The sequence below is a fragment of the Luteibacter aegosomatis genome, assembly GCF_023078455.1.
Classification (GTDB): domain Bacteria; phylum Pseudomonadota; class Gammaproteobacteria; order Xanthomonadales; family Rhodanobacteraceae; genus Luteibacter; species Luteibacter aegosomatis.
Genome location: NZ_CP095740.1, coordinates 403732 through 428823, shown reverse-complemented (window position 1 = coordinate 428823; position 25092 = coordinate 403732). Strand labels below are relative to the sequence as shown.

19 protein-coding genes are annotated in these 25092 nt (G+C 66.8%); 7 read left to right on the top strand and 12 right to left on the bottom strand.

The genetic code is table 11. The features are described 5' to 3' along the window. Positions 1-62: 62 nt before the first annotated feature. Both L2Y94_RS01845 and adhP read left to right on the top strand, forming a co-directional pair. A complete protein-coding gene (locus L2Y94_RS01845; protein ID WP_247372678.1) occupies positions 63-1454 on the top strand; it encodes an NAD-dependent succinate-semialdehyde dehydrogenase in 1392 nt (463 codons plus the stop codon). Between the two features lie 91 nt (positions 1455-1545). Then, the gene (gene adhP, locus L2Y94_RS01840) at positions 1546-2574 is read left to right on the top strand and encodes an alcohol dehydrogenase AdhP (RefSeq protein WP_247372677.1); all 1029 of its coding nucleotides are present in this window, start codon (positions 1546-1548) and stop codon (positions 2572-2574) included. Positions 2575-2701: 127 nt separating this feature from the next. Here adhP and L2Y94_RS01835 read toward each other — a convergent pair whose 3' ends face one another. The 6 genes from L2Y94_RS01835 to rpoH form a co-directional block, all read right to left on the bottom strand. Then, positions 2702-4129, bottom strand: coding sequence for an efflux transporter outer membrane subunit (locus L2Y94_RS01835; protein WP_247372675.1), 1428 nt, complete (start codon positions 4127-4129; stop codon positions 2702-2704). A 4-nt stretch (positions 4130-4133) separates the two neighbouring features. Continuing rightward, positions 4134-5309: an efflux RND transporter periplasmic adaptor subunit gene (locus L2Y94_RS01830; RefSeq protein ID WP_247372673.1), complete on the bottom strand. Its 1176-nt coding sequence runs from the start codon at positions 5307-5309 to the stop codon at positions 4134-4136. After that, the gene (locus L2Y94_RS01825; protein WP_247372670.1) at positions 5299-8502 is read right to left on the bottom strand and encodes an efflux RND transporter permease subunit; all 3204 of its coding nucleotides are present in this window, start codon (positions 8500-8502) and stop codon (positions 5299-5301) included. The genes L2Y94_RS01830 and L2Y94_RS01825 overlap by 11 nt, the downstream gene beginning before the upstream one ends. A 135-nt stretch (positions 8503-8637) precedes the next feature. After that, positions 8638-10020 carry a sensor histidine kinase gene (locus tag L2Y94_RS01820; RefSeq protein ID WP_247372667.1) on the bottom strand — a complete coding sequence of 461 codons (1383 nt, stop codon included), beginning with the start codon at positions 10018-10020 and terminating at the stop codon, positions 8638-8640. After that, a complete protein-coding gene (locus tag L2Y94_RS01815; RefSeq protein ID WP_247372664.1) occupies positions 10004-10690 on the bottom strand; it encodes a response regulator transcription factor in 687 nt (228 codons plus the stop codon). Before L2Y94_RS01815 ends, L2Y94_RS01820 begins: the two co-directional genes overlap by 17 nt. Positions 10691-10769: 79 nt before the next feature. Further along, entirely contained in the window at positions 10770-11630 is an 861-nt protein-coding gene (rpoH, locus tag L2Y94_RS01810; protein ID WP_247372661.1) for an RNA polymerase sigma factor RpoH, read from the bottom strand. A 231-nt stretch (positions 11631-11861) separates the two neighbouring features. Here rpoH and L2Y94_RS01805 point away from each other — a divergent pair, with 231 nt between their 5' ends. Together L2Y94_RS01805 and L2Y94_RS01800 are read left to right on the top strand one after the other, a co-directional pair. Then, entirely contained in the window at positions 11862-12494 is a 633-nt protein-coding gene (locus L2Y94_RS01805) for a nucleoside/nucleotide kinase family protein (protein WP_247372658.1), read from the top strand. Between the two features lie 25 nt (positions 12495-12519). Continuing rightward, positions 12520-13944, top strand: coding sequence for a sugar porter family MFS transporter (locus L2Y94_RS01800; RefSeq protein WP_247372655.1), 1425 nt, complete (start codon positions 12520-12522; stop codon positions 13942-13944). Positions 13945-14114: 170 nt separating this feature from the next. Here L2Y94_RS01800 and ung read toward each other — a convergent pair whose 3' ends face one another. The 5 genes from ung to L2Y94_RS01775 all read right to left on the bottom strand — a co-directional run bounded on the left by ung (position 14115) and on the right by L2Y94_RS01775 (position 19214). Continuing rightward, complete coding sequence (gene ung / locus L2Y94_RS01795) at positions 14115-14819, bottom strand: uracil-DNA glycosylase (RefSeq protein ID WP_247372654.1); 705 nt, start codon at positions 14817-14819, stop codon at positions 14115-14117. After that, a complete protein-coding gene (locus L2Y94_RS01790; RefSeq protein ID WP_247372651.1) occupies positions 14816-15658 on the bottom strand; it encodes a response regulator in 843 nt (280 codons plus the stop codon). The genes ung and L2Y94_RS01790 overlap by 4 nt, the downstream gene beginning before the upstream one ends. Positions 15659-15667: 9 nt before the next feature. After that, positions 15668-16648: a permease-like cell division protein FtsX gene (ftsX, locus tag L2Y94_RS01785; RefSeq protein ID WP_247372649.1), complete on the bottom strand. Its 981-nt coding sequence runs from the start codon at positions 16646-16648 to the stop codon at positions 15668-15670. Beyond that, positions 16645-17322, bottom strand: coding sequence for a cell division ATP-binding protein FtsE (gene ftsE, locus L2Y94_RS01780; RefSeq protein WP_247372647.1), 678 nt, complete (start codon positions 17320-17322; stop codon positions 16645-16647). The genes ftsX and ftsE overlap by 4 nt, the downstream gene beginning before the upstream one ends. A gap of 179 nt (positions 17323-17501) precedes the next feature. Then, positions 17502-19214, bottom strand: coding sequence for a DEAD/DEAH box helicase (locus tag L2Y94_RS01775; RefSeq protein WP_247372645.1), 1713 nt, complete (start codon positions 19212-19214; stop codon positions 17502-17504). A gap of 434 nt (positions 19215-19648) precedes the next feature. On the opposite strand from L2Y94_RS01775, the gene trxA reads away from it, so the two are divergent. The 3 genes from trxA (at position 19649) to L2Y94_RS01760 (ending at position 23471) form a co-directional block, all read left to right on the top strand. After that, complete coding sequence (gene trxA / locus L2Y94_RS01770) at positions 19649-19975, top strand: thioredoxin TrxA (RefSeq protein ID WP_247372643.1); 327 nt, start codon at positions 19649-19651, stop codon at positions 19973-19975. A gap of 158 nt (positions 19976-20133) precedes the next feature. Further along, positions 20134-21933: a transcription termination factor Rho gene (gene rho, locus L2Y94_RS01765; RefSeq protein WP_247372641.1), complete on the top strand. Its 1800-nt coding sequence runs from the start codon at positions 20134-20136 to the stop codon at positions 21931-21933. A gap of 167 nt (positions 21934-22100) precedes the next feature. Further along, complete coding sequence (locus L2Y94_RS01760; RefSeq protein ID WP_247372639.1) at positions 22101-23471, top strand: glutamate--cysteine ligase; 1371 nt, start codon at positions 22101-22103, stop codon at positions 23469-23471. 129 nt (positions 23472-23600) lie between these two features. On the opposite strand, the gene L2Y94_RS01755 is transcribed toward L2Y94_RS01760, so the two are convergent. Beyond that, positions 23601-25025: an OmpP1/FadL family transporter gene (locus tag L2Y94_RS01755; RefSeq protein ID WP_247372637.1), complete on the bottom strand. Its 1425-nt coding sequence runs from the start codon at positions 25023-25025 to the stop codon at positions 23601-23603. Positions 25026-25092: the final 67 nt, after the last annotated feature.

Genomic DNA, 25092 nt, shown 5'->3' with positions numbered 1-25092 from the left:
TATTCCTCCCATCCGCCCGTCGGCTTGCCGAAGGTGCGGGCACCGCACAGAAGGGACCGTCCATGTCTTATGCAACCATCAATCCGTACACCGGTGAAACCGAGAAGACCTTCCCCGACGCCACCGACATGGACGTCGCGCGAGCCCTCGACCAGGCACAAGCCATGTTCGATACGTGGAAGGACGTGCGTGTCGCCGATCGCGTGAACGTCCTGCAAAAAGCCGCTGATCTCCTGCGCGGGAGTCACACGGACTATGCCCGGCTCCTTACGCTCGAAATGGGCAAGGTCATCGGCGAAGCCGAGGCTGAGGTCGAGTTGTGCGCCCTGATCCTGGAGTACTACGTCGAGCACGCAGCGTCCTTGCTGGCGCCCGAGATGTTGTCCAGCGGACATGCGTCCTACACGGAATCGTGGATCGAGCATGTACCCCAAGGCATCTTGTTGGCCGTCGAGCCGTGGAATTTTCCGTATTACCAGATCGTTCGCATCGCTGCACCCCAGCTGGCGGCCGGCAATGTACTGATCCTCAAGCACGCATCCAACGTGCCGCAGTGCGCGGCGGCCTTCGAAAGATTGTTTCGCGAAGCCGGGTTGCCGCCGGGCGGCTTCACCAACCTCTATGCCACCCGCGATCAGCTCAAGTCGATCATCGACGATCCGCGCGTGCAGGGCGTGGCGCTGACGGGCTCGGAAGGCGCGGGCGCGGTAGTGGCTGCCCAGGCGGGAAGCGCCCTGAAGAAGTCCACGATGGAACTGGGCGGCGCGGATGCGTTCGTGGTGCTGGCCGACGCCGACCTGGACAAGGCCGTGCAGTGGGCCGTCACGGGGCGCCATTGGAACGCGGGCCAGGTGTGTTGTTCGTCCAAGCGCATCATCGTGGTCGATGAGATCTACGACGCCTTTCTTCAGAAATACAAGGCCGGTGTAGCCAAGCTCAGGGCCGGCGACCCGTTGGCGGCGTCGACCACCCTGGCGCCGCTGTCCTCCCAAGGCGCGGTGAACGACCTGAAGAAGCAGCTCGAACAGGCCGTCGCGCACGGAGCCAAGGTCGAGGCCATCGGTGCGGAGGTGCCTTCAAAAGGGGCGTTCTTCCGCCCGGTACTTCTGAGCGACGTGAGCGAGGACAACCCGGCGCGCTACTGGGAATTCTTCGGACCGGTTTCGCAGGTGATTCGCGCCAAGGACGAAACGGATGCCATCCGCATCGCCAACGATTCCCCCTTCGGACTGGGCGGCTCGGTGTTTACCACCGACATCGAGCACGGTATCGAAGTGGCACGGAAGATCTCCACCGGCATGGTTTACATCAACCACCCCACTGGCGTGGCGGCAGACCTTCCCTTCGGCGGCGTGCGGCGCTCCGGATACGGTCGCGAACTCACGGGTCTGGGCATCAAGGAATTCGTGAACCACAAGTTGATCGCCGTGACGGATATCGACGGCGCGTTCTGACGCGTAAGGCGCTTGTCCCGATTCGCGGGTACCCGTGGGGCGACCGCACGGGCAGGTGACGACATCAAGGTACGTGACGAGGAGTATGTCGATGAGCAAGACCATGAAAGCAGCCGTAGTGCGCGCCTTCGGGAAGCCACTGACCATCGAAGAGGTGCCGGTACCCACGCCAGGCCTGGGCGAGGTGCTGGTGAAGATCGAGGCGTGCGGCGTTTGCCACACGGACCTGCACGCGGTGGACGGCGATTGGCCGGTGAAGCCCAACCCTCCTTTCATCCCTGGTCACGAAGGTGTGGGCTACGTGGTGGCGACAGGTCCCGGCGTGACGCACCTGAAGGAAGGTGATCGCGTGGGCGTTCCCTGGCTGTATTCGGCTTGCGGTCATTGTGAACATTGCCTGGGCGGTTGGGAAACCTTGTGCGAGACGCAGAGGAATACCGGCTATTCCGTCAATGGCGGTTTCGCGGAGTACGCTTTGGCGGCGGCGGATTATGTGGGGCACCTTCCCGACGGCATCGGTTTCGTGGAAATCGCCCCGGTGTTGTGCGCGGGCGTTACCGTCTACAAGGGCTTGAAGGTTACCGATACCCGCCCCGGCCAATGGGTCGTGATCTCCGGCATTGGAGGACTCGGCCACATGGCCGTGCAGTACGCCAACGCCATGGGATTGAACGTGGTGGCCGTGGATATCGACGACGCCAAGCTCGACCTGGCTCGCCGGCTGGGCGCGCAACTTACCGTCAACGCACTGCATGCCGATCCGGTGGCGGTCGTGAAGAGAGAGGTCGGCGGTGCGCATGGCGCCCTGGTGACCGCGGTATCGCCCAAGGCGTTCAGCCAGGCCATCAACATGGTGCGCCGAGGCGGCACCGTGTCGCTCAACGGATTACCCCCCGGCACGTTCGACCTGTCCATCTTCGACATGGTGCTCAACGGCGTGACCGTGCGCGGATCCATCGTGGGCACCCGGCTGGATCTGCAGGAGTCGCTGGACTTCGCCAAGGCCGGCAAGGTGAGGGCCACCGTGACGACGGACCGTTTGGAGAACGTCAACGACGTGTTTCGCCGTATGCGCGAGGGCCGGATCGAGGGCCGGGTCGTGTTGGATACGCGGAGTTAAGGCTTACCACGACGCCCGGCGGGTCGCGTCAGCACCCGGATGGGAGCCAGCCGGCGTGCCGACGAAGTCGATCCCCGGCTGGCTGCTTCTCACGGATTATCCGGGCGGCTCGCCGAACCGTAACGGATTACGTCGGCGTATCGCCGGCGGACGACCAGCCGCCACCCAGCGCCCGGATCAGCTGCACGCTCGCACGCAACTGCCGCGTCTCCAGGTCGATCACGCTGCGACGCGCATCGAGCGCGGCGGTCTGCGCCTGCACCACGTCGAGGTAACCGACCGCGCCTTCGCGGTAGCGGTTGAGCGACAGATCGACCGAACGCTGCGCCGCGTCGGCCGCCGCGCGCTGGTCGGTGAGCGCCGTGCCGAGGTCGCGCAACAGGGTGAGGTTGTCTTCCACCTGGGCGAAGGCATTGAGCACCACGTCGCGATACTTCGCGCCGGCTTCGTCCGTGGCGGCCCTGGCCGATTCCACCACGGCCTTGCGACGGCCGCCGTCGAACACGTTGAGCAGCAACGACGGGCCGATCGCCCAGAAGCGGTTCGGCGCCGTGGCGATGCTGCCCCACCGGTCGCTCTGCCAACCGCCCTGCCCGTCCAGCGTGAGCTGCGGGAAGAAGGCCGAACGGGCCACGCCGATCTGCGCATTGGCGGCGGCGGTACGGCGCTCCGCGGCGGCCACGTCGGGACGGCGCTGCAGCAGCGTCGACGGCACGTCGAGCGGCACTTTCGGCACCTCGACCTTCGCGTCGTTGGTGGCGAGCTGGAAGGTCGACGCCGAATCGCCCACCAGGACGGCGATGGCGTGCAGCACGAGCGCACGCTGTGCCTGCGCCTGGGTCAGTTGCGACTTGGCATCGGACAACTGCGTCTGCGCACGCGCCACGTCCAGACCCGAGGCGATACCGCCGTCGTGGCGCGACTGCGTGAGCTGCAACGCCTTGCTGAACGCGTCGATGCTCTCGTTGAGCACCTTGATCTGGCGATCGAAGCCGTTGAGCTGGAGGTAGCTGTCGGCGAGTTGCGCCTGCAGGCTCAGGCGCGCCGACGCGAGATCGGCCGCCGACGCGGCCTGCTCGGCGTTACCCGCCGCCACCGTGTCGCGCACGCGGCCCCACAGGTCCACTTCGTAGTCGAGCTGCGCACCGATGGTGTACGAGTCGTAGTATGCCGGCGACGTGGCGCCGCGCAGCGGACGCGTGTCGGATTCGCGGTTGCGGCTGGCGTTGCCGTTCAGGCCGATCGTCGGAAACAATCCGGCACGCACCTGCTTGGTGAAAGCCTCGGCCTGCTGGTAATGCGCCAAGGCGGCGGCCAGCGTGGCGTTGTTGGCCAGCAGGCGACCCTGCAGGTCGTCGAGGCGGCCGTCGCCGTAGAGTTTCCACCACGCGTCGCGGTCGAGGTGATCGGCGGGCTTCGCTTCCACCCAGGGCGAATCGGCACTGGCGTACTGCGGCGCCACCGGCACGTCGGGTGCCTTGTAGGTCGGCGCGAGCGAGCACGCGGACAGGCCCGCGGACACCAGCAGCCCACCGAGGGCACGGCGGAGGATCATCGGGTTATGCCTTGGCATGATCGCCTTCCGACGGCTTGGGCTGGCTCACGCGCACGGTGTCGCCGTCGGCGAGGCCGTCGGGCGGGCTCTCGATGAGCCGATCGTCGCCCTGGATGCCGGAGGCGAGCTGCACCGTCTTGCCGAAGTCCTGGGCGATGGTGACCGTGCGGAACGTCACCTTGTTCTGCGCGTCGACCACCGCCACGCGCAGGCCCTTCTCGTCGTAGACGAGCGCACTGGCCGGCACGCGGTACAGCGCGGCATTGGCCGGCAGGTCGAAGGTGACGCTCGCGTAGGCGCCGGGGAGCAGTCGTCCGTCCTGGTTGTCCACCGCGACCTGTACCAGCGTGGTGCCGCTGGCGGCGTTGATCGCCGCCGACGACGACTCGACCGTGCCGGTGAACGTCTGGCCAGGATACTCGGGCACGCTGAGCTTCACCTGAGCGCCCTGCTTGATCGCCGGCGCGTAGTTCTGCGGCACGTTGACGTACAGGCGCAGCTTGCGCGTGTCGGACACCACGAAGAGTTCCTGCCCACCGCCGCCGGCGTTGATGAGCGCGCCGACGTCGGTCTCGCGCGCGGTGACCACGCCGTCGAACGGCGCGACGAGCTTCGCGAATCCCTTGGTGGCCTGGATGCGTTCCAGGTTGGCCTGGGCCGCCTGCGCGAGCGCGTGCTTGGCCTCGTAGTCGCCGGTCTTCTCGTCGACTTCCTGCTTGGACACCGAGTCCGAATCGCGCATCGACTGCCAGCGCTTCGCGGTGGTCTGCGCCAGGGCTTCGTTGGCACGTGCGCTGGCCAGGTCGGCCTTCGCCTGCAGCAGCTGCTGGTCGAGGTCGGGCGTTTCGATCTCGCCGAGCACGTCGCCGGCCTTCACCTTCTGGCCGATGTCGAACTTCCACGACTTCAGGTAACCGCTGGTGCGCGCGTAGATCGGTGCGCGGGCAAACGCCTGCAACCGCGCCGGCAGCTGCAGGTCACCGCCACCCTGGTTACCTTCCGGGTGCACGAGGTTCACCGTGGGCACGGCCTGGTCGTCGGTCCATTCGCGCAGCTTGCGCGCGTCGTTGGCCCGGGTGGCCACGCCCGCCACGACGACGGCGAGAACGACGATGCCCGCGATGATGCCGACCAGGCGAAGGCGACGCGACGAGGGACGATGCAGGTTATCAGACGACATGGACGGGCTCTCCGGAGGCGTTCACCGGGGTGGAAGACGGATGGCCACGACGGCCGTGGATGATGCTGAAGACGACGGGTACGAAGAACAGCGTGGCCGTGGTGGCGAAGATGAGGCCGCCGATCACGGCGCGGCCGAGCGGCGCGTTCTGCTCGCCGCCTTCACCGAGGCCGAGCGCCATCGGCGCCATGCCGATGATCATCGCCAGCGCGGTCATCAGCACCGGACGGAAGCGGACGAAACCACCCTCGAGCGCGGCCTTCACCGCGTCGCCGGTTTCGGCCAGGCGCTCGCGGCAGAAGCTCACCACCAGGATCGAGTTGGCCGTGGCCACGCCCATGCACATGATGGCGCCGGTGAGCGCGGGCACCGATAGCGTGGTGTGGGTGGCGAACAGTATCCAGATGATGCCGGCGATGGCGGCGGGCAGCGCGGTGACGATCACGAACGGATCGCTCCACGACTGGAAGTTCACCACGATCAGCAGGTAGATCAGCACGATCGCACCGATCAGGCCGAGGATCAGGCCCGAGAAGGCGCTGTTCATCGTCTGCACCTGGCCGAGCAGCGCGGTGCTGGAGGCCTTGGGCAGGTCTTTCTTGTGCGCGTCGATGATCTTCTGGATGTCGGCGGCCACCGCGCCGAGGTCGCGATCCTGCGTGGTCGCGAAGATTTCCACCATCGACTGGATGTTGTACTGGCTGACGACGGCGCTGGTGGTCGTCCGCGTGAAGTTCGCCAGGCCGCCGAGGATCTGCGATCCGCCGTTGCCGCTGCTGGCGCTGATCGGCACGTTGGCGAGGTCGGGCAGGCTGTCGATGCTGTATTGCGGCGTCTGCATCACGATGGGGTACGACACGCCGTTGTCCGGATTGAGCCAGAAGGTCGGGGCGATCTGGCTGGAACCGGCGAGGTTCACGCCCAGGCTGCTGGTGACGTCACGCTCGGTGATGCCCACCTGCTGCGCACGGCTGCGGTCCACGTCCACGTTGAAACCGGGACTGGCCTGCGACTGCTGGATGCGCGCGTCGACCACGCCCGGCACGCGGCGAATCTCCCGCAGCAGCTTCGAGGCGTACGCGAAGTTGGCCGACACGTTCGGGCCGCGTACCTGCAGGTCGATCGGCGCGGGCGATCCGAAGTTGAGGATCTGGCTGATGATGTCCGCCGGCGGGAAGGAGAACGTCGCCGTCGGAAACAGGCGCGGCAGCTTTTCGCGCAGCTCGCGCACGTAATCGGCCGTGGGACGGTGATCTTCCTTCAGGGAGATCTGGATGTCGCCGTCCTGGGAGCCGATCGTGCCGGTGTTGTTGTAGGTGTTGTTGATGCCCGAGGACGACAGGCCCATGTTGTCCACGACCGTGCCCAATTCCTCCGGCGGGATGACACGGCGTACTTCCTTGGTGACCGCCGCGAACAGGTTGGCGGTTTCTTCCACGCGCGTGCCGACGGGCGCGCGCACGTGCATGAGGATCTGGCCGGAATCCACCGCCGGGAAGAAGTTCCGGCCCAGTGCCGGCACCAGCAGGAACGACAGCAGCACGAAGGCCATGAAGCCGATGGTGAACACCTTGCGATGGGCCAGGGCCAGGTCGAGCAACCCGTGGTAACTCTCGCGGAATCGCTCGAAACGGGCCTCGAAGCCGCGCTGGAAACGCACCAGCGGATTGCGCGACGGCGTGCGCTGGTCGCCGTGCGGATCGTCGTGGCCGTGCGGCTTGAGCAGGTACTTCGCCATCGTCGGCACCAGGGTGCGCGAGAGGATGAAGGAGCAGATCATCGCGAACATCACCGCTTCGGCCATCGGCACGAAGAGGAAGCGCGCCACGCCCTCGAGGAAGAACATGGGCACGAACACGATGCAGATGCACAGCAGCGACACGAAGGCCGGCGTCACGATCTGCGCCGCGCCGTCGAGGATGGCCGTCTCGACGTCCTTGCCGTGTTCCAGGTGCCAGTTGATGTTCTCGATGGTCACCGTGGCGTCGTCGACGAGGATGCCCACCGCCAGCGCGAGGCCGCCCAGGGTCATGATGTTCATCGTCTCGCCGAACGCGGAAAGCATCGCGATGGAGCCGAGGATCGCCAGCGGGATGGACGTGGCGATGATCACCGTCGAGCGCCAGCTGCCGAGGAACAACAGGATCATGAGGCTGGTGAGCGCGGCGGCGATCACGCCTTCGCGGGCCACGCCGGCGATGGCGCCGCTGACGAACAGCGACTGGTCGCCGATCGGCGCGATCGTCAACGCCTCGGGCAGCGCGTCCTTCATGCTCTTCACGCGGTCCTTGATGCCCTGGATGATCGCCAGGGTGGAGGCGGAGCCGTTCTTGAGCACGGTGATCAGCACCGAGCGATTGCCGTCCACGTGCACGATGTTGGTCTGCGGCGGCGCGCCGTCGCGCACGTGGGCCACGTCGCGGATGAATACCGTGGCGCCGTTGACGCTCTTGATCGGCAGGTTGCCGAGCTCGTTGATGTCGGACGGCGAATTGTTGAGCTGGAGCGTGTACTCGTACTCGCCGATCTTCTGCGTACCCACGGGCGTGATGAGGTTCTGCGCCGCGAGCGCGTTCGCCACGTCCTGGGCCGACAGTCCGCGTGCCTGCAGGGCGGGCGGATCGATGTCGATCTGCACCTGGCGCGTCTTGCCGCCGAACGGATAGGGGATCGCGGCACCCGGCACCGAGGTCAGCTGCGGACGGATGATGTTCAGGCCGAGGTCGCCGAGGTTCTGCTCGGTCAGCCCCTTGCCGGACAGCGCGAGCTGGATGATCGGCACCGTGGACGCGTTGTAGTTGAGGATCAGCGGCGGCGTGGTGCCTTGCGGCAACTGACGCAGCAGCGTCTGCGCGACGGCGGTCACCTGGGCGTTCGCGGTGCGGATGTCCACCGTCGGCTGGAAGAAGATCTTGATGATGCCGAAGCCCTGGATCGAGCTGGCTTCGATGTGCTCCACGTCGTTCACCGTGGTGGTGAGTACGCGCTCGAACGGCGACGACACGCGACCCACCATCTGATCGGGCGGCAGGCCGTTGTACTGCCACACGACCGCGATCACCGGGATCTTGATGTCGGGGAAGATATCCGTCGGCGTGCGCAGGGCGGCGAGCGGACCCACGATGAGGATCAGCAAGGCGAGGACGACGAAGGTATACGGCCGCTGGAGTGCGATCCGGACGATGCCAATCATGGGGGACGGATTCCGTGCGCGATGTTGCGTCGCGGCGGATTTTGCGCCGTCGCCTTCGCCAGGCGAAGTTAAGTTTTGTTTAGGCTGGGTACATCGGCAAAAAATCGCCGCCGGGCTAATGGGTTAGCCCGCGCCTCAGTCGGCCGGGCAGATCACCGAAAATACCGCGCCCCGCTCGTTTCCACCCACCGACAACGAATACCCATGCAGGCGCACGATGGCGCTGACGATGGCCAGGCCCAGTCCGCAACCTGGCTTGGAGCGGGTGTCGTCGCCGCGGTAGAAGCGCCGGAAGATCGCTTCGCGCTCGTCCGGGGGAATGCCCGGGCCGGTATCGGCGATGTCCACGCGGGCGTCGCCGGTCGGGTCGGTGAGCGCCGCCAGGTGGATGGCGCCGCCGTTCGGCGTGAACTTGATGGCGTTGCCCACGAGGTTCGCCAGGGCTTCGAACATCAGCTGCGGATCGCCGCGCAGGCTCGGCAACGGCCCGATGCTCAACTGGAAGACCTGGCTTCGATCCTCGGCCAGGGGGGCGTAGAACTCGTGCACGTTGCGCAAGACACCGCCCAGGTCCATGGCCTCGAAGCAGGCGCTGCGCTGGCGGTCTTCCAGCTCGGACACGCGCAGCAGTGCGCGGAAGCGCGCCAGCACGGTATCGATCTCGGCCACGCAATCGTCGAGCTGTTGCCCCTCGGGCCGTCCCTCGAACTGCTGTTGAAGACGATACAACCGCGTGCGCATGCGGGTGAGCGGCGTACGCAGGTCGTGGGCGATATTGTCGGTGACACCCTTGACCTCGCCCAGCAGCCGCTCGATCTCGTCGAGCGTGGTGTTGACGGTACCGGCCAGGAGGTCGACCTCGTCGTTCGCACGGCTGATCGGCAGGCGCACGCTGAGATCGCCCTCGCGGATGGGTTCCATCGCCTGCTGGATGGCACGCACGCGCCGCGCCGGCGCCCTGGCGATGAGGATGCCGCCGAGCAGGCCGGGAATGAGGGTGAGCGTCAGGCCCCAGAGTACGCCGCGGCGGATGATCACGCCGATGCCGTCGATGGCCGCGCTCTCCTTGGCCACCACGAGGCGTTCGCCGCTGGGCAACGTCTGCGCCACGGCGCGCGTGCGGGCCGTGGCGCGGGTGCGCGAATCGCCTTCGCGGGTGAGGTCGGCCAGGCCGGCTTCGAGCGGGCGCGCCACGCCGTCGTCGGTCAGCTCCTTCGGGATGCGCGCGATGCTGCCGGCGAGGCGGTTGCCTTTCGCGTCGAACAGACCCGCCCACATGTAGCCCTGCGAATCGATCGCGCCGGCGGCGTCCACCGTGTCGCGCAGCCGGCTCTGGTCGGTGCGCTCGAGGTAGTGGATGCGGGCGGCGAGCATCTGGTCGACCACGCTGGAGAGATAGCGCGACGCCTCCCACTGCACCACGCCCAGCAGCACCACGCACCAGATGGCGAAGAGCGCGCCGTAGATGATGATCAGGCGCGAGGTGGCCGAACGCCAGGCGTCAGTCAGCGGGCGCAAGGGTGTACCCCGAGCCGCGCACCGTGCGGATGAGCGGCGCTTGGCCGGCACCGTCGATCTTGCGACGGAGGCGGCCGATATGGACGTCGATCACGTTGGTGCCCGGATCGAAATGGAAACCCCACACGTGCTCGAAGATCATCTGCCGGGTCACCACCTGGCCCGCGTTGCGCATGAGGAATTCCAGCAGGCGGAATTCGGTGGGCAACAGGGTGAGCGGCTGCCCCTGGCGCAGGGCATTGTGCCGGACCAGGTCGAGTTCGAGGTCGCCCACGCGCAGGCGCGTTTCCTCGCCGCCGTTCGCCCGCCGACGGCGGCGCAGCAGCACTTCGGCGCGCGCGGCCAACTCGTCGGGCGAGAAGGGCTTGGTGAGGTAGTCGTCGCCGCCGGCGCGCAGGCCGCGCACGCGTTCGTCCACGTCGGACAATGCGCTGATCATCAGCACGGGCGTATCCACCGCCCGCTTGCGCAGTTCGGACACCACGTCGATGCCGTCCATGCCGGGCAGCATGCGGTCGAGGGTGATGATGTCGTAGCCGTCGGCCAGGGCGCGGTTCAGGCCTTCGCGGCCGTTGGCCACCCAATCGGCGGTCAACCCGTGCGCACCGAGTTCCGCGACGATGTCGCGGGCGGTCACTTCATCGTCTTCGATGACCAGGGCCCTGGGCATCCTCGATCCTCTCCACGTGTCGGACAACGGAAAACGGCCCCCGAGGGGGCCGTTTTCGGATGGTACGCCGTTCTTCGCCTTACGCGGCGATCGCGACGCGCATCTTCTTCATGGCATTCGCCTCGATCTGGCGGATGCGCTCGGCGGACACGCCGTACTCGTCGGCGAGATCCTGCAGCGTGGCCTTGTTGTCCTCGGCCAGCCAGCGGCGCTGGATGATGTCGCGCGAGCGGCTGTCGAGGTTGGCCAGCGCGGAGGACAAGGCACCCATCTGATTGTCGGACGCGTCGGCTTCGGCCAGGTTGTCGTACGGATCGGCGCCTTCGTCGACCAGGAAGGCGGCCGGGGCCGGCTTCTCGTCGTCATCGGCGTCGGCCGGGGCCTCGAAGCCGACGTCACGACCCGAGAGACGGGATTCCATCTCGCGGACGGTGGCTTCGGGCACGCCCAGGTCGTTGGCGACCACGCGGACTTCCTCGGCGTTCATCCAGCCCAGGCGCTTCTTGCTCTTGCGCAGGTTGAAGAACAGCTTGCGCTGCGCCTTGGTGGTGGCCACCTTCACGATGCGCCAGTTGCGCAGGATGAACTCGTGCATTTCGGCACGGATCCAGTGCACGGCGAAGCTGACCAGGCGCACGCCCTGGTCGGGGTCGAAGCGCTTCACGGCTTTCATCAGGCCGATGTTGCCTTCCTGGATGAGGTCCGAAAGCTGCAGGCCGTAACCGTTGTAGCCGCGGGCCACGTGGACCACGAAGCGAAGATGCGACATCACGAGCTTCTTGGCGGCGTCGAGATCGGCGTCGTCGTGGAACTGCCGCGCCAGCGCCTGTTCCTCGTCAAGGCTGAGCACCGGGATGCGATGGACGGCCGCGATGTAGGAATCCAGACTGCCGACGACGCTCGGGAGCCCGTAGTTACGGGTAGCGAGGGCTTGGGACATGTGTGGAACCTCCTGAAAGTCTTGGGGCAGATTAGCAGTCCCACCATGGGACTGCTAACCCCTGCCGAAGTTCGTTCGGCTTTATCTGTACGCCATAGTACAGAAATGACCCACCTGGGTCAATAGCTGTACCTCTCGGTTCAGGAACTATTCGCCCTACGGCGACCACGGGTTACAGCCACTCGCTTTTTTATCGACCGTACACCGTCGGCAGTGCTACGGTCCGTCGTTATGATCGATCCAAATGTCCGCGAACGACTCGATGCACTGCTGGTCAAGGGTGGGCGGCGCATCCTCGGGATCGCCGGATTGCCGGGGGCCGGGAAATCCACCCTGACGGCAGCCCTCCTCGCCGAGCTGGGCGATCTGGCCGTCGGGGTGCCGATGGACGGCTTCCACCTGGCCAACGCCGAGCTGCGCCGCCTCGGCCGAGCCGCCCGCAAGGGGGCGCCCGATACCTTCGATGCCGCAGGCTACGTCGCCCTGCTCCGGCGGCTCCGTTCGCCGGTGGCGGGGGAGACGGTGTATGCCCCGGCGTTCCACCGAGAGATCGAGGAACCCATCGCCGGTGAGATACCGGTTCCCGCCGAGGCGCGGCTGGTCGTCACGGAGGGCAATTACCTCCTGATGGAGGACGACGCCTGGGCGGACGTGCGCGGGCTGCTCGACGAGACGTGGTTCGTCGAGGTGGACGACGCGCAACGCCGCGCCCAACTGTTGGAACGTCACATGCGCTACGGCCGCGACCGCCAGGCAGCGCTCGACTGGATCGAACACACCGACGAGCCGAACGCTCGCCGCATCGCCGCCACGGCGCGCCACGCGGACTTCCACGTTCGCCTGGGTGCCTGGGTGGCGTCATGACACGACATCAACCAGGGAGTCTTGCATGCACGCGGTAACCCCAGACCAACCGGCGGATACCGCCGCCTCCTCCTCCACCGGCATCGTCGTCGGCATCGCGGTGATCGCCGCCCTCGGCGGCCTGCTGTTCGGCTACGACACCGGCGTGATCGGCGTGGCGCTGCTCGGCCTCGGTCGGCAGTTCGCGCTCGACGACACCACCAAGCAGTTGGTGACCGGCGCGATCATCTTCGGCGCGTTGTTCGGCTGCCTCGCCACGGGGCCGTTCTCCGATCGCCTGGGCCGCCGGCGCATGGTCATCTTCGTGGGCGTGGTGTTCGCGATCGGATCGATCGCCTCGGCGATGGCGACCAGCGTGGGCTGGCTGGTCGCCGCGCGGTTCGTGCTGGGCCTTTCCGCGGGCAGTTCCACGCAGATCATTCCGGTGTACATCGCCGAGGTCGCGCCGTCGAAGCATCGCGGCAAGATGGTGACGCTGTTCCAGTTCATGGTGGTGTTCGGCATCACCGTGGCCTACTTCACCGGCTTCGTGTTCGGCGAGCATTGGCGCTGGATGTTCGGCCTGGGCGTCGTGCCCGCCGTGATCCTGCTGGGGGGCATGGCGTGGCTACCGGAAAGCCCGCGCTGGCTCGTGGCGGAACACCGCAAGGACGACGCCCTGCGCGTGCTGGAGCGCGTGCGCGGCAGCGCTTCGGCGGCGCGCGCGGAAGTGGCCGAGATCGAGACGGTGGCGCAGAAGGAACCCACCGGAAGCTGGAAGGACATCACCAAACCCTGGATCCGCCCGGCGGTGATCGTCGGCGCGGGTATTTCGATGTTCTCGCAGATCACCGGCAACAACGCGCTCATCTATTACGCACCCACCATCCTCACCAAGGCGGGCTTCTCCGATGAAGCGGCCGTGCTGGGTACCGGCGCGAGCACGGTGCTAGTGGTGGTGATGACGGTGATCGGCAGCTTCCTGGTCGACCGCATCGGCCGGCGCAGCTACCTGCTGTGGATGATCCCCGGCTCGATCGTGGCCCTGGTGGTGATGGGCTGGCTGTTCCAGGGCCAGGGGCCGGCGACCGACTTCAGCCGCTGGGTGACCGTGGGCTGCCTGGCCGCCTACATGATGCTCAACTGCGGCAGCTTCGGCGTATGCATCTGGCTGATCAACTCGGAGGTCTACCCGCTCTTCGTGCGCGGCAAGGGCGCGAGCCTGGGCGCGTTCAGCCACTGGACGTTCGACCTGATCGTGACGCTCACCACCCTCACCCTCGTGACCTCGCTGGGTGCCACGCACACCTTCTGGCTCTACGCGGCGATCTCGGTGGGTGCGCTGGCGTTCGTCTATTTCCTCGTGCCCGAGACGATGGGCAAGAGCCTGGAAGAAATCGAACACGAATTGCGTGAACACCGCTTCTACCCGTACCAGCAGAAGCGGCTGGCGAAGAAGCGCGAAGCATAGGTGCCATCGACCGAGCCATGCTTCGCGAAAACTGGACGGAAGACGCTGGGTTCCTGCCTTCGCAGGAACGACGAGCCACCAGCGTCAACATCGGTGAAGCCCCCTCACGTCGTTCCTGCGAAGGCAGGAACCCAGCGTCTTGAGGCAGGCACCGTAAAGCGTCAACGGGCCTAAGCGGCTTCCAGCTCGGAGCGGCGCGGCAGCGACCAGTCGATGGGTGGCTCGCCGCGCGACTCGAGGTAGGCGTTGGCCTTGGCGAAGTGGCCGCAGCCCATGAAGCCGCGGTGCGCCGACAGCGGCGAGGGGTGCACGCTGCGCAGGATGCAATGACGCTTGCCGTCGATCAGTTGGCCCTTCTTCTGGGCGTGGCTGCCCCAGAGCATGAAGACCAGGCCTTCGCGCTCGCGGTTGAGCGCGTCGATGGCCGCGTCGGTGAACCCTTCCCAGCCCTTGCCCTGGTGCGAGGCGGCCAGTCCGGCTTCGACGGTGAGTACCGCGTTGAGCAGCAATACGCCCCGGTCGGCCCACGGCGTGAGGCAACCATGGTCCGGCGGCGCGATGCCCAGGCAGTCGTGGATTTCCTTGAACATGTTCTGCAGCGACGGCGGCACGCGCACGCCGGGACGCACCGAGAAGCTGAGGCCATGCGCCTGGTTCGGGCCGTGATACGGATCCTGCCCGAGGATCACCACGCGCACGCGGTCGAACGGCGTGTGGGTGAAGGCGTTGAAGATCTCCGGTCCCGGCGGGTAGATGACCTTGCCGTGCGCCTTCTCGTCGCGAAGGAAGGCCGACAGGGCCTGCATGTCGGGCCGGTCGAGGTAGGCACCGATGCGTTCCTTCCACGAGGGTTCGAGTTTGACGCGGTCGTTCACGCATGCGTCCTTTCGCGCAGGTGCCGCGCGACGCGCAGCTGGAACAGCAGCTTGGTGATCAGGAGTTTTTCCTCCACCGGTTTTTCCACCAGGTCGTTGGCGCCCGCGCGAAGCAGGGCCGTCTGGTTGGCCGGGTTTTCGTCGCCGGTCATCACCAGCGTGGGCAGCCGGCCCTTTCCGTAACCGAACTCGTTGCGGATGCGCTCGACGAGGTCGCCCCCGGTGAGTTCGCCCTTGAGGCTCACGTCGGTCAGCACCACGTCGGCGCCGATCTCGCCCTGCGCCCGCGCGACGCGCAGGTGACTGAGCGCATCCTCGGCGCTGATGACGTGGTGCACGGTGAGGCCGTACTTTTCCATCATGCGCCGCGTGGCGAGCGCCACGACGCGGCTGTCTTCCACGTAGAGCACTTCGCCCTCGGCCCCGCCTTCCGGCGCGACGTAGCCGCGGATGAACTCCGCGAGGGCCTCGAAGCCGAGCGACTTGTCGAAGTAGTCGGTGACGTATTCGCCCAGCTCGCGACGATGCAGGCGCGATTCGACGTCGCCGGACACCACCACGATGGGCATGTAGATCTGCGGCGCCGATTCGCGCACGTAACGCGCCAGTTCGAGCCCGTCCATGTCGGACAGGCGCAGCGCGACGGTGACGAAGTCGAACACGCCACGCTGCAATTCGCCCTGCGCCTCGGAGCCGGTGGATACGCCCACGATCTCGACGCCGGGCACTTCGGCCAGCACCACGCGCGAAATGAGCTGGCGCACGACCTTCGACCCGTCGACGACGAGGATGCGTGGCGACGCCCCCGCCGCCGTGTCCACGTGAATGCCCGCCCCCACGGTGCCTCCTCAGCCCGCCGCCATGCGGCGTATCTGTCGGGCGCTGACCAGCCGCGCGCCCAGCCAGCCCAGGAGCGCGGAAGCGAACGGTACCGCGACGAACAACCAGCCCGGCAGGCCGCCGAAACTCACGCTGCCGTCATAGGCCGCGCTCAGGCGCGACACCGGTCCGGCCATGGCCAGTTCGAGCACCGCCGCCAGCGCCACGGCCAGCACGCCGGCGAGGAAGCCCAGCCACGCGCCGGCGTAAAGATAGGGACGACGCACGAACGGCCGGCTGGCGCCGATCAGCAGCAGTACGCCGATTTCCTCGCTGCGGCTGAGGATGTCCACGCGAATGGTGTTGCCCACCACGAGCAGCGCGGCGATGCCGAGCAGCAGCGCCAGCATCGTGACCGCGCGCGTACCGACGCCGAGCAGGGCGTCGAGGCGCTGCCGCCACGAGCCGGTGTCCTGCACCATGTCCACGCCGGGCGTGTTTTTCATGGCATCGACCAGTCTCGCCACCGCGTCGGCGGAAAGGCCCGGCTTGGGTTTCACCGACAGCACGAAAGGCAACGGATTGGCGTCGAGCGATTGCAGCGAACCGGAAAAACCCTGCACCTCGGCCAGTTCGTCGAGGCCGTCCTTCGGCGTGCGCACGACGATCTCATCCACTTCGGGGCGACCGCGCAGCGCGGACGCCGCCGTTTCGGCCATGCCGGCGTTCTGGCCCGTTTTCATGAACACGCTGATGGTCTGGTTGCGGCCCAGCGCGTCGCCCATGCGCTGCACGTTGCCCAGCAACAGGTAGAAAGCGAGCGGCAAGGCGAGTGCCACCCCCATCACCGCCACGGTGAGCAGGGTGCCGAGCGGGCGCGCGCCGAGCCGGCGCAGGCTGATCGACAGGCTCCAGGCATGGTGCTCGCGCCAGGCACCCACCTTGTGCGGGCCGCTGCGGCGGGTCTTTTCCGGCTCGGGGGCGCGACGGGGTTCGCGGACGGCGTTCATACGACCTCCGTCGCGGGCACGTCGGCCACCAGCTTGCCGTGGTCGAGCACGACCACGCGTTTCTTCATCCGCTTGATCAGCATGAGGTCGTGGCTGGCGACGAGGACGGCGGTGCCGACCTGCTGGAATTCGGCGAACAGGCTCATGATCTCCAGCGCGAGTTGCGGATCGAGGTTGCCCGTGGGTTCGTCGGCGATGAGCACCGCGGGCTTGGCGACGATGGCGCGCGCGATGCCCACGCGCTGCTGTTCGCCCGTGGACAGTGCCGAGGGCAATTGTTTTTCGTAGCTGAGCAGGCCCACCTTCTCCAGCGCGGCGCGCACGCGCCGGCCGCGATCGGCCGGTGACACGCCGGCGATCACCAGCGGCAGCTCGACGTTGGCGAAGACGCTGCGGTCGAGCAGCAGGCGATGGTCCTGGAAGACCATGCCGAGCTTGCGACGCAGGCGGGGGATGTCGGACGAACGCACGGCATTGAGCTTCTGGCCGTCGAGGGTGACCACCCCGTTGGTCGGCCGCTCGATCATCGCCAGCAACTTCAGCAGGGTGCTCTTGCCGGCGCCGGAATGGCCGGTGACGAAGGCCATTTCGCCCGCGTCCACCTGGAACGACACGTCGGTGAGGGCTTGATGGCCGCCCTCGTATCGTTTGCTCACCAGATCGAAACCGATCACCGCGTTACCCGTTGGTCCGTGAAGGCTTCAAGGATACGGGATGGCGCGGGGTTTTGCGGGGGTTGGCGTCGCGCTTCGCGCGACTTCGCCGATGCGATCGGCTCCCACCCCTTCGGTAGGCGAGGTTGTCGACACCTCGCTACCGAAGGGGTGGGAGCCGATCGTATCGGCGAATGGCGTCAGTTGCCGCCGAACAGGCGGCCCAGGCGGCGGAAGAAGCCGACCTTTTCCTTCACCGGAGCCACCGGTGCCGGCGTGCTGGCCGGTCGGCTGGCGGTCACCTGGCGCGACGGACGCTGGCCCTGCGGGGAATGCGACGGACGGGCCTCGCCCTGCGGACGCGCGTTCGGCGTGGCGGCGACGTTCTCGCCCCCCTCGCGCTGGCCGCGACCGCGACCGCCACGACGGCGACGGCGCTTCTTCGGTGCCGACGCGGCGGCCATCGCCTCGGCGGCGGCCGGCAGCTCGGACACGGTGTCGGCGACCACCACGGTCTTCACCGGCACTTCGGTCGACGCCGGCTTGTCCTCGCGCGGCGGACGCGGCTTGCGCTCGCGGCTGCCCGAACGCTCGCCCGAGCGCGGACCGCCACGGCCGCCGCGCGACCCCGAACGGCCGCCCTTCTCCGGCGGCGCGCCGCGGGTGGGCACGTGGCCATCGGTATCGTTGGGATCGTCGACCTCGTCCTGCACGCCATCGGCGCGCGGGCGCGGCGCGGGCATCACCAGCATCTTCGCGTCGATCGACGCGGTGGGAATCTTCTGGTTGATGTAAGTCTCGATGTCCGGCAAGCCCATCGCGTAGAGGTCGCAGGCGAAGCTGATGGCGTCGCCCTCGGCGCCCAGGCGCGCGGTGCGGCCGATGCGGTGCACGTAATCCTCGGCATCCTGCGGCAGGTCGTAGTTGAAGACGTGGCTCACCGCCGGGATGTGCAGGCCGCGGGCGGCCACGTCGGTGGCCACCAGCAGGTCGATGTCGCCGGCCTGGAAGCGCTGGAGCAGCTTCTGGCGCTTCACCTGCGGCACGTCGCCGGAAATGGCGCCCACGCGGAAGTTGTGGCGTTTCAGGCGATCGGTGATGCGCTCGGCGGCGGCCTTGGTGTTGACGAAGATGATGCTGCGCTCGGCCTTGCTCTCTTCGAGCAGGTTGAGCAGCAGGGGCATCTTCTCTTCCTTCGAGGGGAAGTACACCACCTGGCGCACGCGGTCGGCCGTGACGTTTTCGGTCTCGACCACGAGCTTTTCGGCCTCGTGCATGTGCTCGTAGGCCAGTTCCAGCACGCGGTGGCTGAGGGTGGCCGAGAACAGCAGCACCTGGCGCTTCTCGCGGGCCGGCAGGCGGCGGAAGATGAAGCGCACATCCTTGATGAAGCCCAGGTCGAACATGCGGTCGGCTTCGTCGATGACCATGATCTCGACGCTGCCGAAGCCGAAGACGTCCTGCTTGTGGTAGTCGAGCAGGCGGCCCGGCGTGGCGATGATGATGTCGCAGCCGTCGCGCAGCTGCTGGCGCTGCTTGTCGTAATCGACGCCGCCGTAGATCAGGGCGCTGCGCAGGCCGGTGGCCTTGCCGATGGTCTGGAAGTCTTTCTCGATCTGGATCGCCAGCTCGCGGGTGGGTGCGATCACCAGGGCACGCGGATCGGCGTCGCGGCGGCCGGGCTGGGCGGGGTTCTTCAGCAGGCGGTCGACCAGCGCCACGAGGAAGGCGAAGGTCTTGCCCGTGCCGGTCTGGGCCTGGCCGGCGACGTCGCGGCCGGTGAGCGCCAGCGGCAGGGTGAGGGCCTGGATCGGCGTGCACCGGGTGATGCCCGCGGCGGCGAGGCCCTGGTGGAGCAGCGGATGGAGGTCGAGGTTCTCGTAGAAGACGTCGGTAAGAACGGTTTCGGACATGGTGTGATGATGGGCCTTGTGGCTTGCGCCGCGCTGACGCGGCGCCGTCCGGCGGCGCCGAAGCACCGTGGGACGGAGGGAATCCGGCCGGCGTCACGGGAGAGTCGGGAGCGGCCGGTTGCCAGTGCCGGCGGCCTGTCGAAACACCCGGCGCACGATGGCCGGAGGCGGTGTGGCCGGTCCGACGGCTTCCGCTGGCATAGGTGAACCGGCTACGTGAACCGGTTTACCTATGTCAACGGAAACCATCCTCCGGCGACTTGAATCGCTTGAATCGCGCCCCTAGTTGGGTTGGAATGAGGGCCAAGGGCGGCAATCGCCAAGACCTTCGGTTCCGGTTGGACCCGCGACATGGGGCGCCTAAGTGTAGCCGATGCCAGCGTCGGGGTCGCAAACTCCCCTTTTCATCCCCTTTCATTGCTTTGGAGACCACGGTGAGCGAGAAGATCACCCATACCAGCGACGCCGCTTTCTCGAAGGACGTCCTGGAGTCGGATACCCCCGTCCTGCTCGACTTCTGGGCGGAGTGGTGCGGACCGTGCAAGGCCATCGCGCCGGCGCTCGAGCAGCTCGCCGATGAGTATCAGGGCAAGGTCAAGATCGTGAAGATCAACATCGACGAGAATCAGCAGACGCCGCGCCAGTTCGGTATCCGCGGCATTCCTACCCTGATGGTGTTCAAGGACGGCAAGGTCGCCGGTACCCAGGTCGGCGCCGTCAACAAGGGCGTGCTTGCCCAGTTCATCGATAAGTCCATCTAACACCCGTTTTACGCTTCATCCTTCCGCCGCCGCGTGGGGCGCTTTACGTTGCGCCTCACGCGATGCTAGGCTCTAGGTGTTCGCCGGGACACGCCTTGTCCCCCTCGCTGCGAACCCACCCCCTCTTTTCTTCCAACGGCGCCCCGTGAGGTTTGCCCGTGTCTGATATCGAAACGAAAGATTCCATCGACGCCAAGGGCGCCGGCGATACGCCTGCGACCGAACCGCGTCCGCGCACCCGCCGCAAGGCACCCGCCGCCGAGGCCCCCGCGGTCGAGACTCCGGCTCCCGCCAAGGGCCCGACGCCCGCGCCGCAGGCCGAGCTGCAGCTCTCCTCCCAGCCGGCTCCCGAAGCCCCGCGTCCCGCCCCGCAGAACGAGGCGCCGCAGGGCCAGCAGCCCCAGCCTTATGCGCCGCTGCCCAGCCTGCCCAACCAGCAACCGCAGCCGCACGGCCAGAACCCGCAGCAAGGCCAGGGCCAGGGGCAAGGCCAGAACCCGAACCGCAACAACAACGAGCAGCGCGAAGGCCGTGGTCGTCGCCGCCGCAACGACCGCAACGACCGTCCCGAGCGCGGCAACCAGCAGCAGCGCCAAGGCGGAAACGGCAACAGCGGCAATTACCAGCATCCGCGCAACAACAACGGCTATCCCGTCGACGACGACGAGAACGCCGATGCCGGCAGCAACGATCGCCTGATCAACCTGACCGAACTCAAGCGCAAGAACTCGATCCAGCTCCTGGAATTCGCCGAGTCGCTAGGCGTTCGCGAAGGCGTGGCCCGCCAGCGCAAGCAGGACGTGGTCTTCAACATCCTCAAGGCGCACGCCCGCTCCGGCGGCGGCATCTGGGCCGAGGGCGTGCTCGAGATCCTGCAGGACGGCTTCGGCTTCCTTCGTTCGGCCGACGAGTCGTACCTGGCCGGCCCTGACGACATCTACGTCTCGCCCAGCCAGATCCGCCGCTTCAACCTGCGCACCGGCGACTACATCACCGGACGCGTGCGCCATCCGAAGGAAGGCGAGCGCTACTTCGCGATGCTCAAGGTCGACGACATCAACGGCGATCCGCCGGAGGCGTCGAAGAACAAGCTGCTGTTCGAAAACCTCACCCCGCTGTTCCCGCGCAAGGCGTTCAAGCTCGAGCGCGGCAACGGGTCCACCGAGGACATCACCGGTCGCATCCTCGACCTGGTGGCGCCGATCGGCCGCGGCCAGCGCGGCCTCATCGTCTCCCAGCCGAAGTCCGGTAAGACGATGATGCTGCAGAACATCGCCCAGGCCATCCAGTACAACCATCCCGACGTGCACCTGATCATGCTGCTGATCGACGAGCGTCCGGAAGAGGTCACCGAAATCGCCCGCACGGTGCGAGCCGAGGTGATCAGCTCCACCTTCGACGAGCCGGCCGTGCGCCACGTGCAGGTCGCCGAGATGGTGATCGAGCGCGCCAAGCGCTTGGTCGAGCACAAGAAGGACGTCGTCATCCTGCTCGACTCCATCACCCGCCTCGCCCGCGCCTACAACACCGTGGTGCCCAGCTCGGGCAAGGTGCTCACCGGCGGTGTCGACGCCAATGCCCTGCAGCGTCCCAAGCGCTTCTTCGGCGCGGCGCGCAACGTCGAGGAAGGCGGCAGCCTGACCATCATCGCCACCGCGCTGACCGATACCGGTTCGAAGATGGACGAGGTGATTTACGAGGAGTTCAAGGGCACGGGCAACATGGAAGTGCACCTGTCCCGCCGCATCTCCGAGAAGCGCGTCTACCCGGCCATCGACATCAACCGCTCGGGCACCCGCCGCGAAGACCTGCTCATCGATCCCGACCTGCTCGCCAAGATCTGGATCCTGCGCAAGCTCCTCCACCCGATGGACGAGCTGGCCGCGATGGAATTCATGCTCGACAAGATGAAGAACACCAAGTCCAACGACGAGTTCTTCAATTCGATGAAGCGCTGAGGCGCCCATCGGACACGACGAAAAGGCCGCCCCGCAACGGGCGGCCTTTTTTCTTGCCGTCCATGCACGGCCATTTTGCTACGCTGCCGCCGCCGACACCTTTTGTCCGGCCACCCGCGCCCCCATGTGGGCGGCACCGGTCCCGCCGACCAGCCCAAGGAAGTTCAGTGTCCATTCCCAGCGCCGCCAAGAGCACGCCGATCGGCGACCGCCACGACCTGGTCGAGTACATCGCCAAGGGCGAGAAGCCCCGCGAGCGGTGGCGCATCGGTACCGAGCACGAGAAGTTCGGCTTCTATACCGACGACCTCACGCCGCCGCCGTTCGAGGGCCCGCGTCCGGGCATACGCGCCATTCTCGAAGGGTTGGCCGAGCGCTACGGCTGGGATATCGCCCGCGAAGGCGAGACGCCGGTGGCCTTGACCAAGGGCATGGCCAACATCACGCTGGAGCCGGCCGGCCAGCTGGAGCTTTCCGGCGCGCCGCTGGAATCCATCCACCAGACCTGCGAAGAGGTCGGCACCCACCTGAAGGAAGTGCGCTCGGTGGCCGACGAGTTCGGCATCGGCTTCCTCGGCATGGGTTTCCAGCCCAAGTGGCGCCGCGACCAGATGCCGTGGATGCCGAAGGGCCGCTACAAGATCATGCGCGAATACATGCCCAAGGTCGGCTCGCTCGGCCTGGACATGATGACCCGCACCTGCACGGTGCAGGTGAACCTCGACTACGCGACCGAAGCCGACATGGTGAAGAAGTTCCGCGTGGCCTTGGCCCTGCAGCCGATCGCCACCGCGCTTTTCGCCAACTCCCCGTTCACCGAGGGCAAGCCCAACGGCTTCAAGTCGTATCGTTCGCACGTGTGGACCGATACCGATGCCGATCGCACCGGCATGCTCGACTTCGTGTTCGAGGACGGCTTCGGTTACGAGCGCTACGTGGACTACATCCTCGACGTGCCGATGTACTTCAGCTACGTCGACGGCAAGTACGTCGACCTGTCCGGGCAGGATTTCAAGAAGTTCATGCGCGGCGAGCTTTCCGCGCTGCCCGGCGTCAAGGCCAACATGAAGGACTGGGCGGACCACCTCACCACGGCCTTCCCCGAAGTACGCCTGAAGCAATACCTCGAGATGCGAGGCGCCGACGCGAGCCCGTGGAACCAGCTGTGCGCGCTGCCCGCCTATTGGGTAGGCCTGCTTTACGACGACGTGGCACTGGATGCCGCGTGGGACCTGGTGAAGGATTTCAGCAAGACCGAGCGCCATGCCTTGCGCGACGGCGTACCGAAGGAAGCCCTCGCGCTGAAGTTCCGCACCCATAGTGTTCGCGAGCTGGCGCTGGAGTCGTTGAAGATCGCCGAGCATGGCCTGAAGCGCCGCAACGTCGTGGGCTCGCGCGGCTCCGACGAATCGATCTACCTCGAACCGCTGCTGGAGATCGCGCTGTCGGGCAAGACGCAGGCGGATACGAAGCTGGAGCTGTTCCACGGCAAGTGGAACGGCAGCGTGGATCCGGTGTTTTCGGAATACGCGTACTGAAAGCGGGCGCTCCGTGAGGAATCGCGGACCCTGTCCGCGATTCCTCACGGAGCGAAAAACTGAGGCATAAAAAAAACCTCCCCGTCGCCGGGGAGGTTTTTTCGTTTCAGGCCCGATCGGGGGAGGCGATCAGAACTGGTACTTGGCCGACACCGAGAGCAGGTTGCCCTTGTCGTCGTTCTCGCCGACCAGGCGATCGTTGGTGGCGCTGTTCACGCCGCCGATGTGCGCCTTGTTGACGAAGATGTGCGCATAGCCCGCGTTGATCTCGAAACGGTCGGTGGCCTTGTAGCCGATACCGAAGGCCAGCCACTTGCGGGTCGAGTCCGGCACGCGCGGCGAACGGGTGTCGTCGTAGGTCGGGGTGCTGTCCACGGCCACGCCACCGCGCAGCGTGAAGCGGTCGGAGAGGTAGTACTCGCCACCGGCCGACAGGAAGTAGCTGTTGCGCCAGCCGTAACGCTCGGAGGTCGGCGGCTGGTTCGGATTCGAGTAGTTGACGGTGAGGTTCTCGAACGAATCCCACTTGGTCCACGACAGGTCGAAGCCGAGACCGAACTTGACGTCCTGGTGCCAGAAGCTCGCGGTGGCGACGGACGGCGTGGTGAAGCCCGCCTGGCCGTCGGTATGGGTGAACGGCGGCTGGCCGCTGCCCAGCAGGGCGCCCACGGTCGGGTTGGACAGCACGGCCGTCACGTTCGACGGCATGGTGAAATTACCGGTGCCCTCGAGGGTGTGCTTGATCTTGCTGCGGTAGGCGAGCGAGAGGCGATCGTTCTCGGTCAGCTTCCACAGACCGCCGACCTGCCAGCCGTAGGCCCAATCGTCGCCCTTGATGCGGGCGATGCCGTCGCTGCCCGGAGGAACGACGGTGGCGTACTGCGTGGCGAGCGCGCGGGCCACGGCCGGCGAGATCTGGCCGGCGGCGGCGGCGCGCTGGATCAGGCCCAGGCCCACCGTGTTGTAGTTGATGGCGCTGGTCAGTTCGGCGCTGGTCTTCTGCGCGATGGCGCTGACGCCGACGGCGAAGTCGTCGGTCACGTCGTAGGACGCCGACAGCGTGAAGTCGAACGACTTGAAGTCGGACTTGATCGCGTTGTAACGGCCCTTCCAGTCGTTGTCGTAATCGGTCTTGAAGCCGAACGGCGCGGTCGCCGCGAGGCCGAAGTGCCACTTGTCGCCGACCTGGGTGGCGAAGTACAGCGCCGGTACCGGGATGGTGGTGCCGGCGTCGCCGCCGTTGCCGCCGCTGATGGGACGGCCCTGAGCGTCGGTGGCGGTGCCGTGGAACTTCGTGGAGAAGTTGATGCCGGTGACGTCGGCCTGGAACACGTTGCCCTTGAGCAGGCTCATGGCCGCCGGGTTGTTCACGATGACCGAGGCGTCGTCACCCGCGGCGGCCGAGCCGGCGAAGGCGCGGCCGAGGGCCTTGGCGCTGTTTTCCTTGAGCTGGAAGGCGCTCGCCTGGGCGGCCTGGGGAGCCACCAGCGCGCCGGCGATGGCCAGCGAAAGGGCGGCGGCGGCCAGCGGGCGGGTACGGACGTTCATCTGCATGGGGGCTCCTGCTTGTTGTGCTCTGGGGGCGTCGGCTACGCGGAAAACTTATCCGTTTTCATACGCG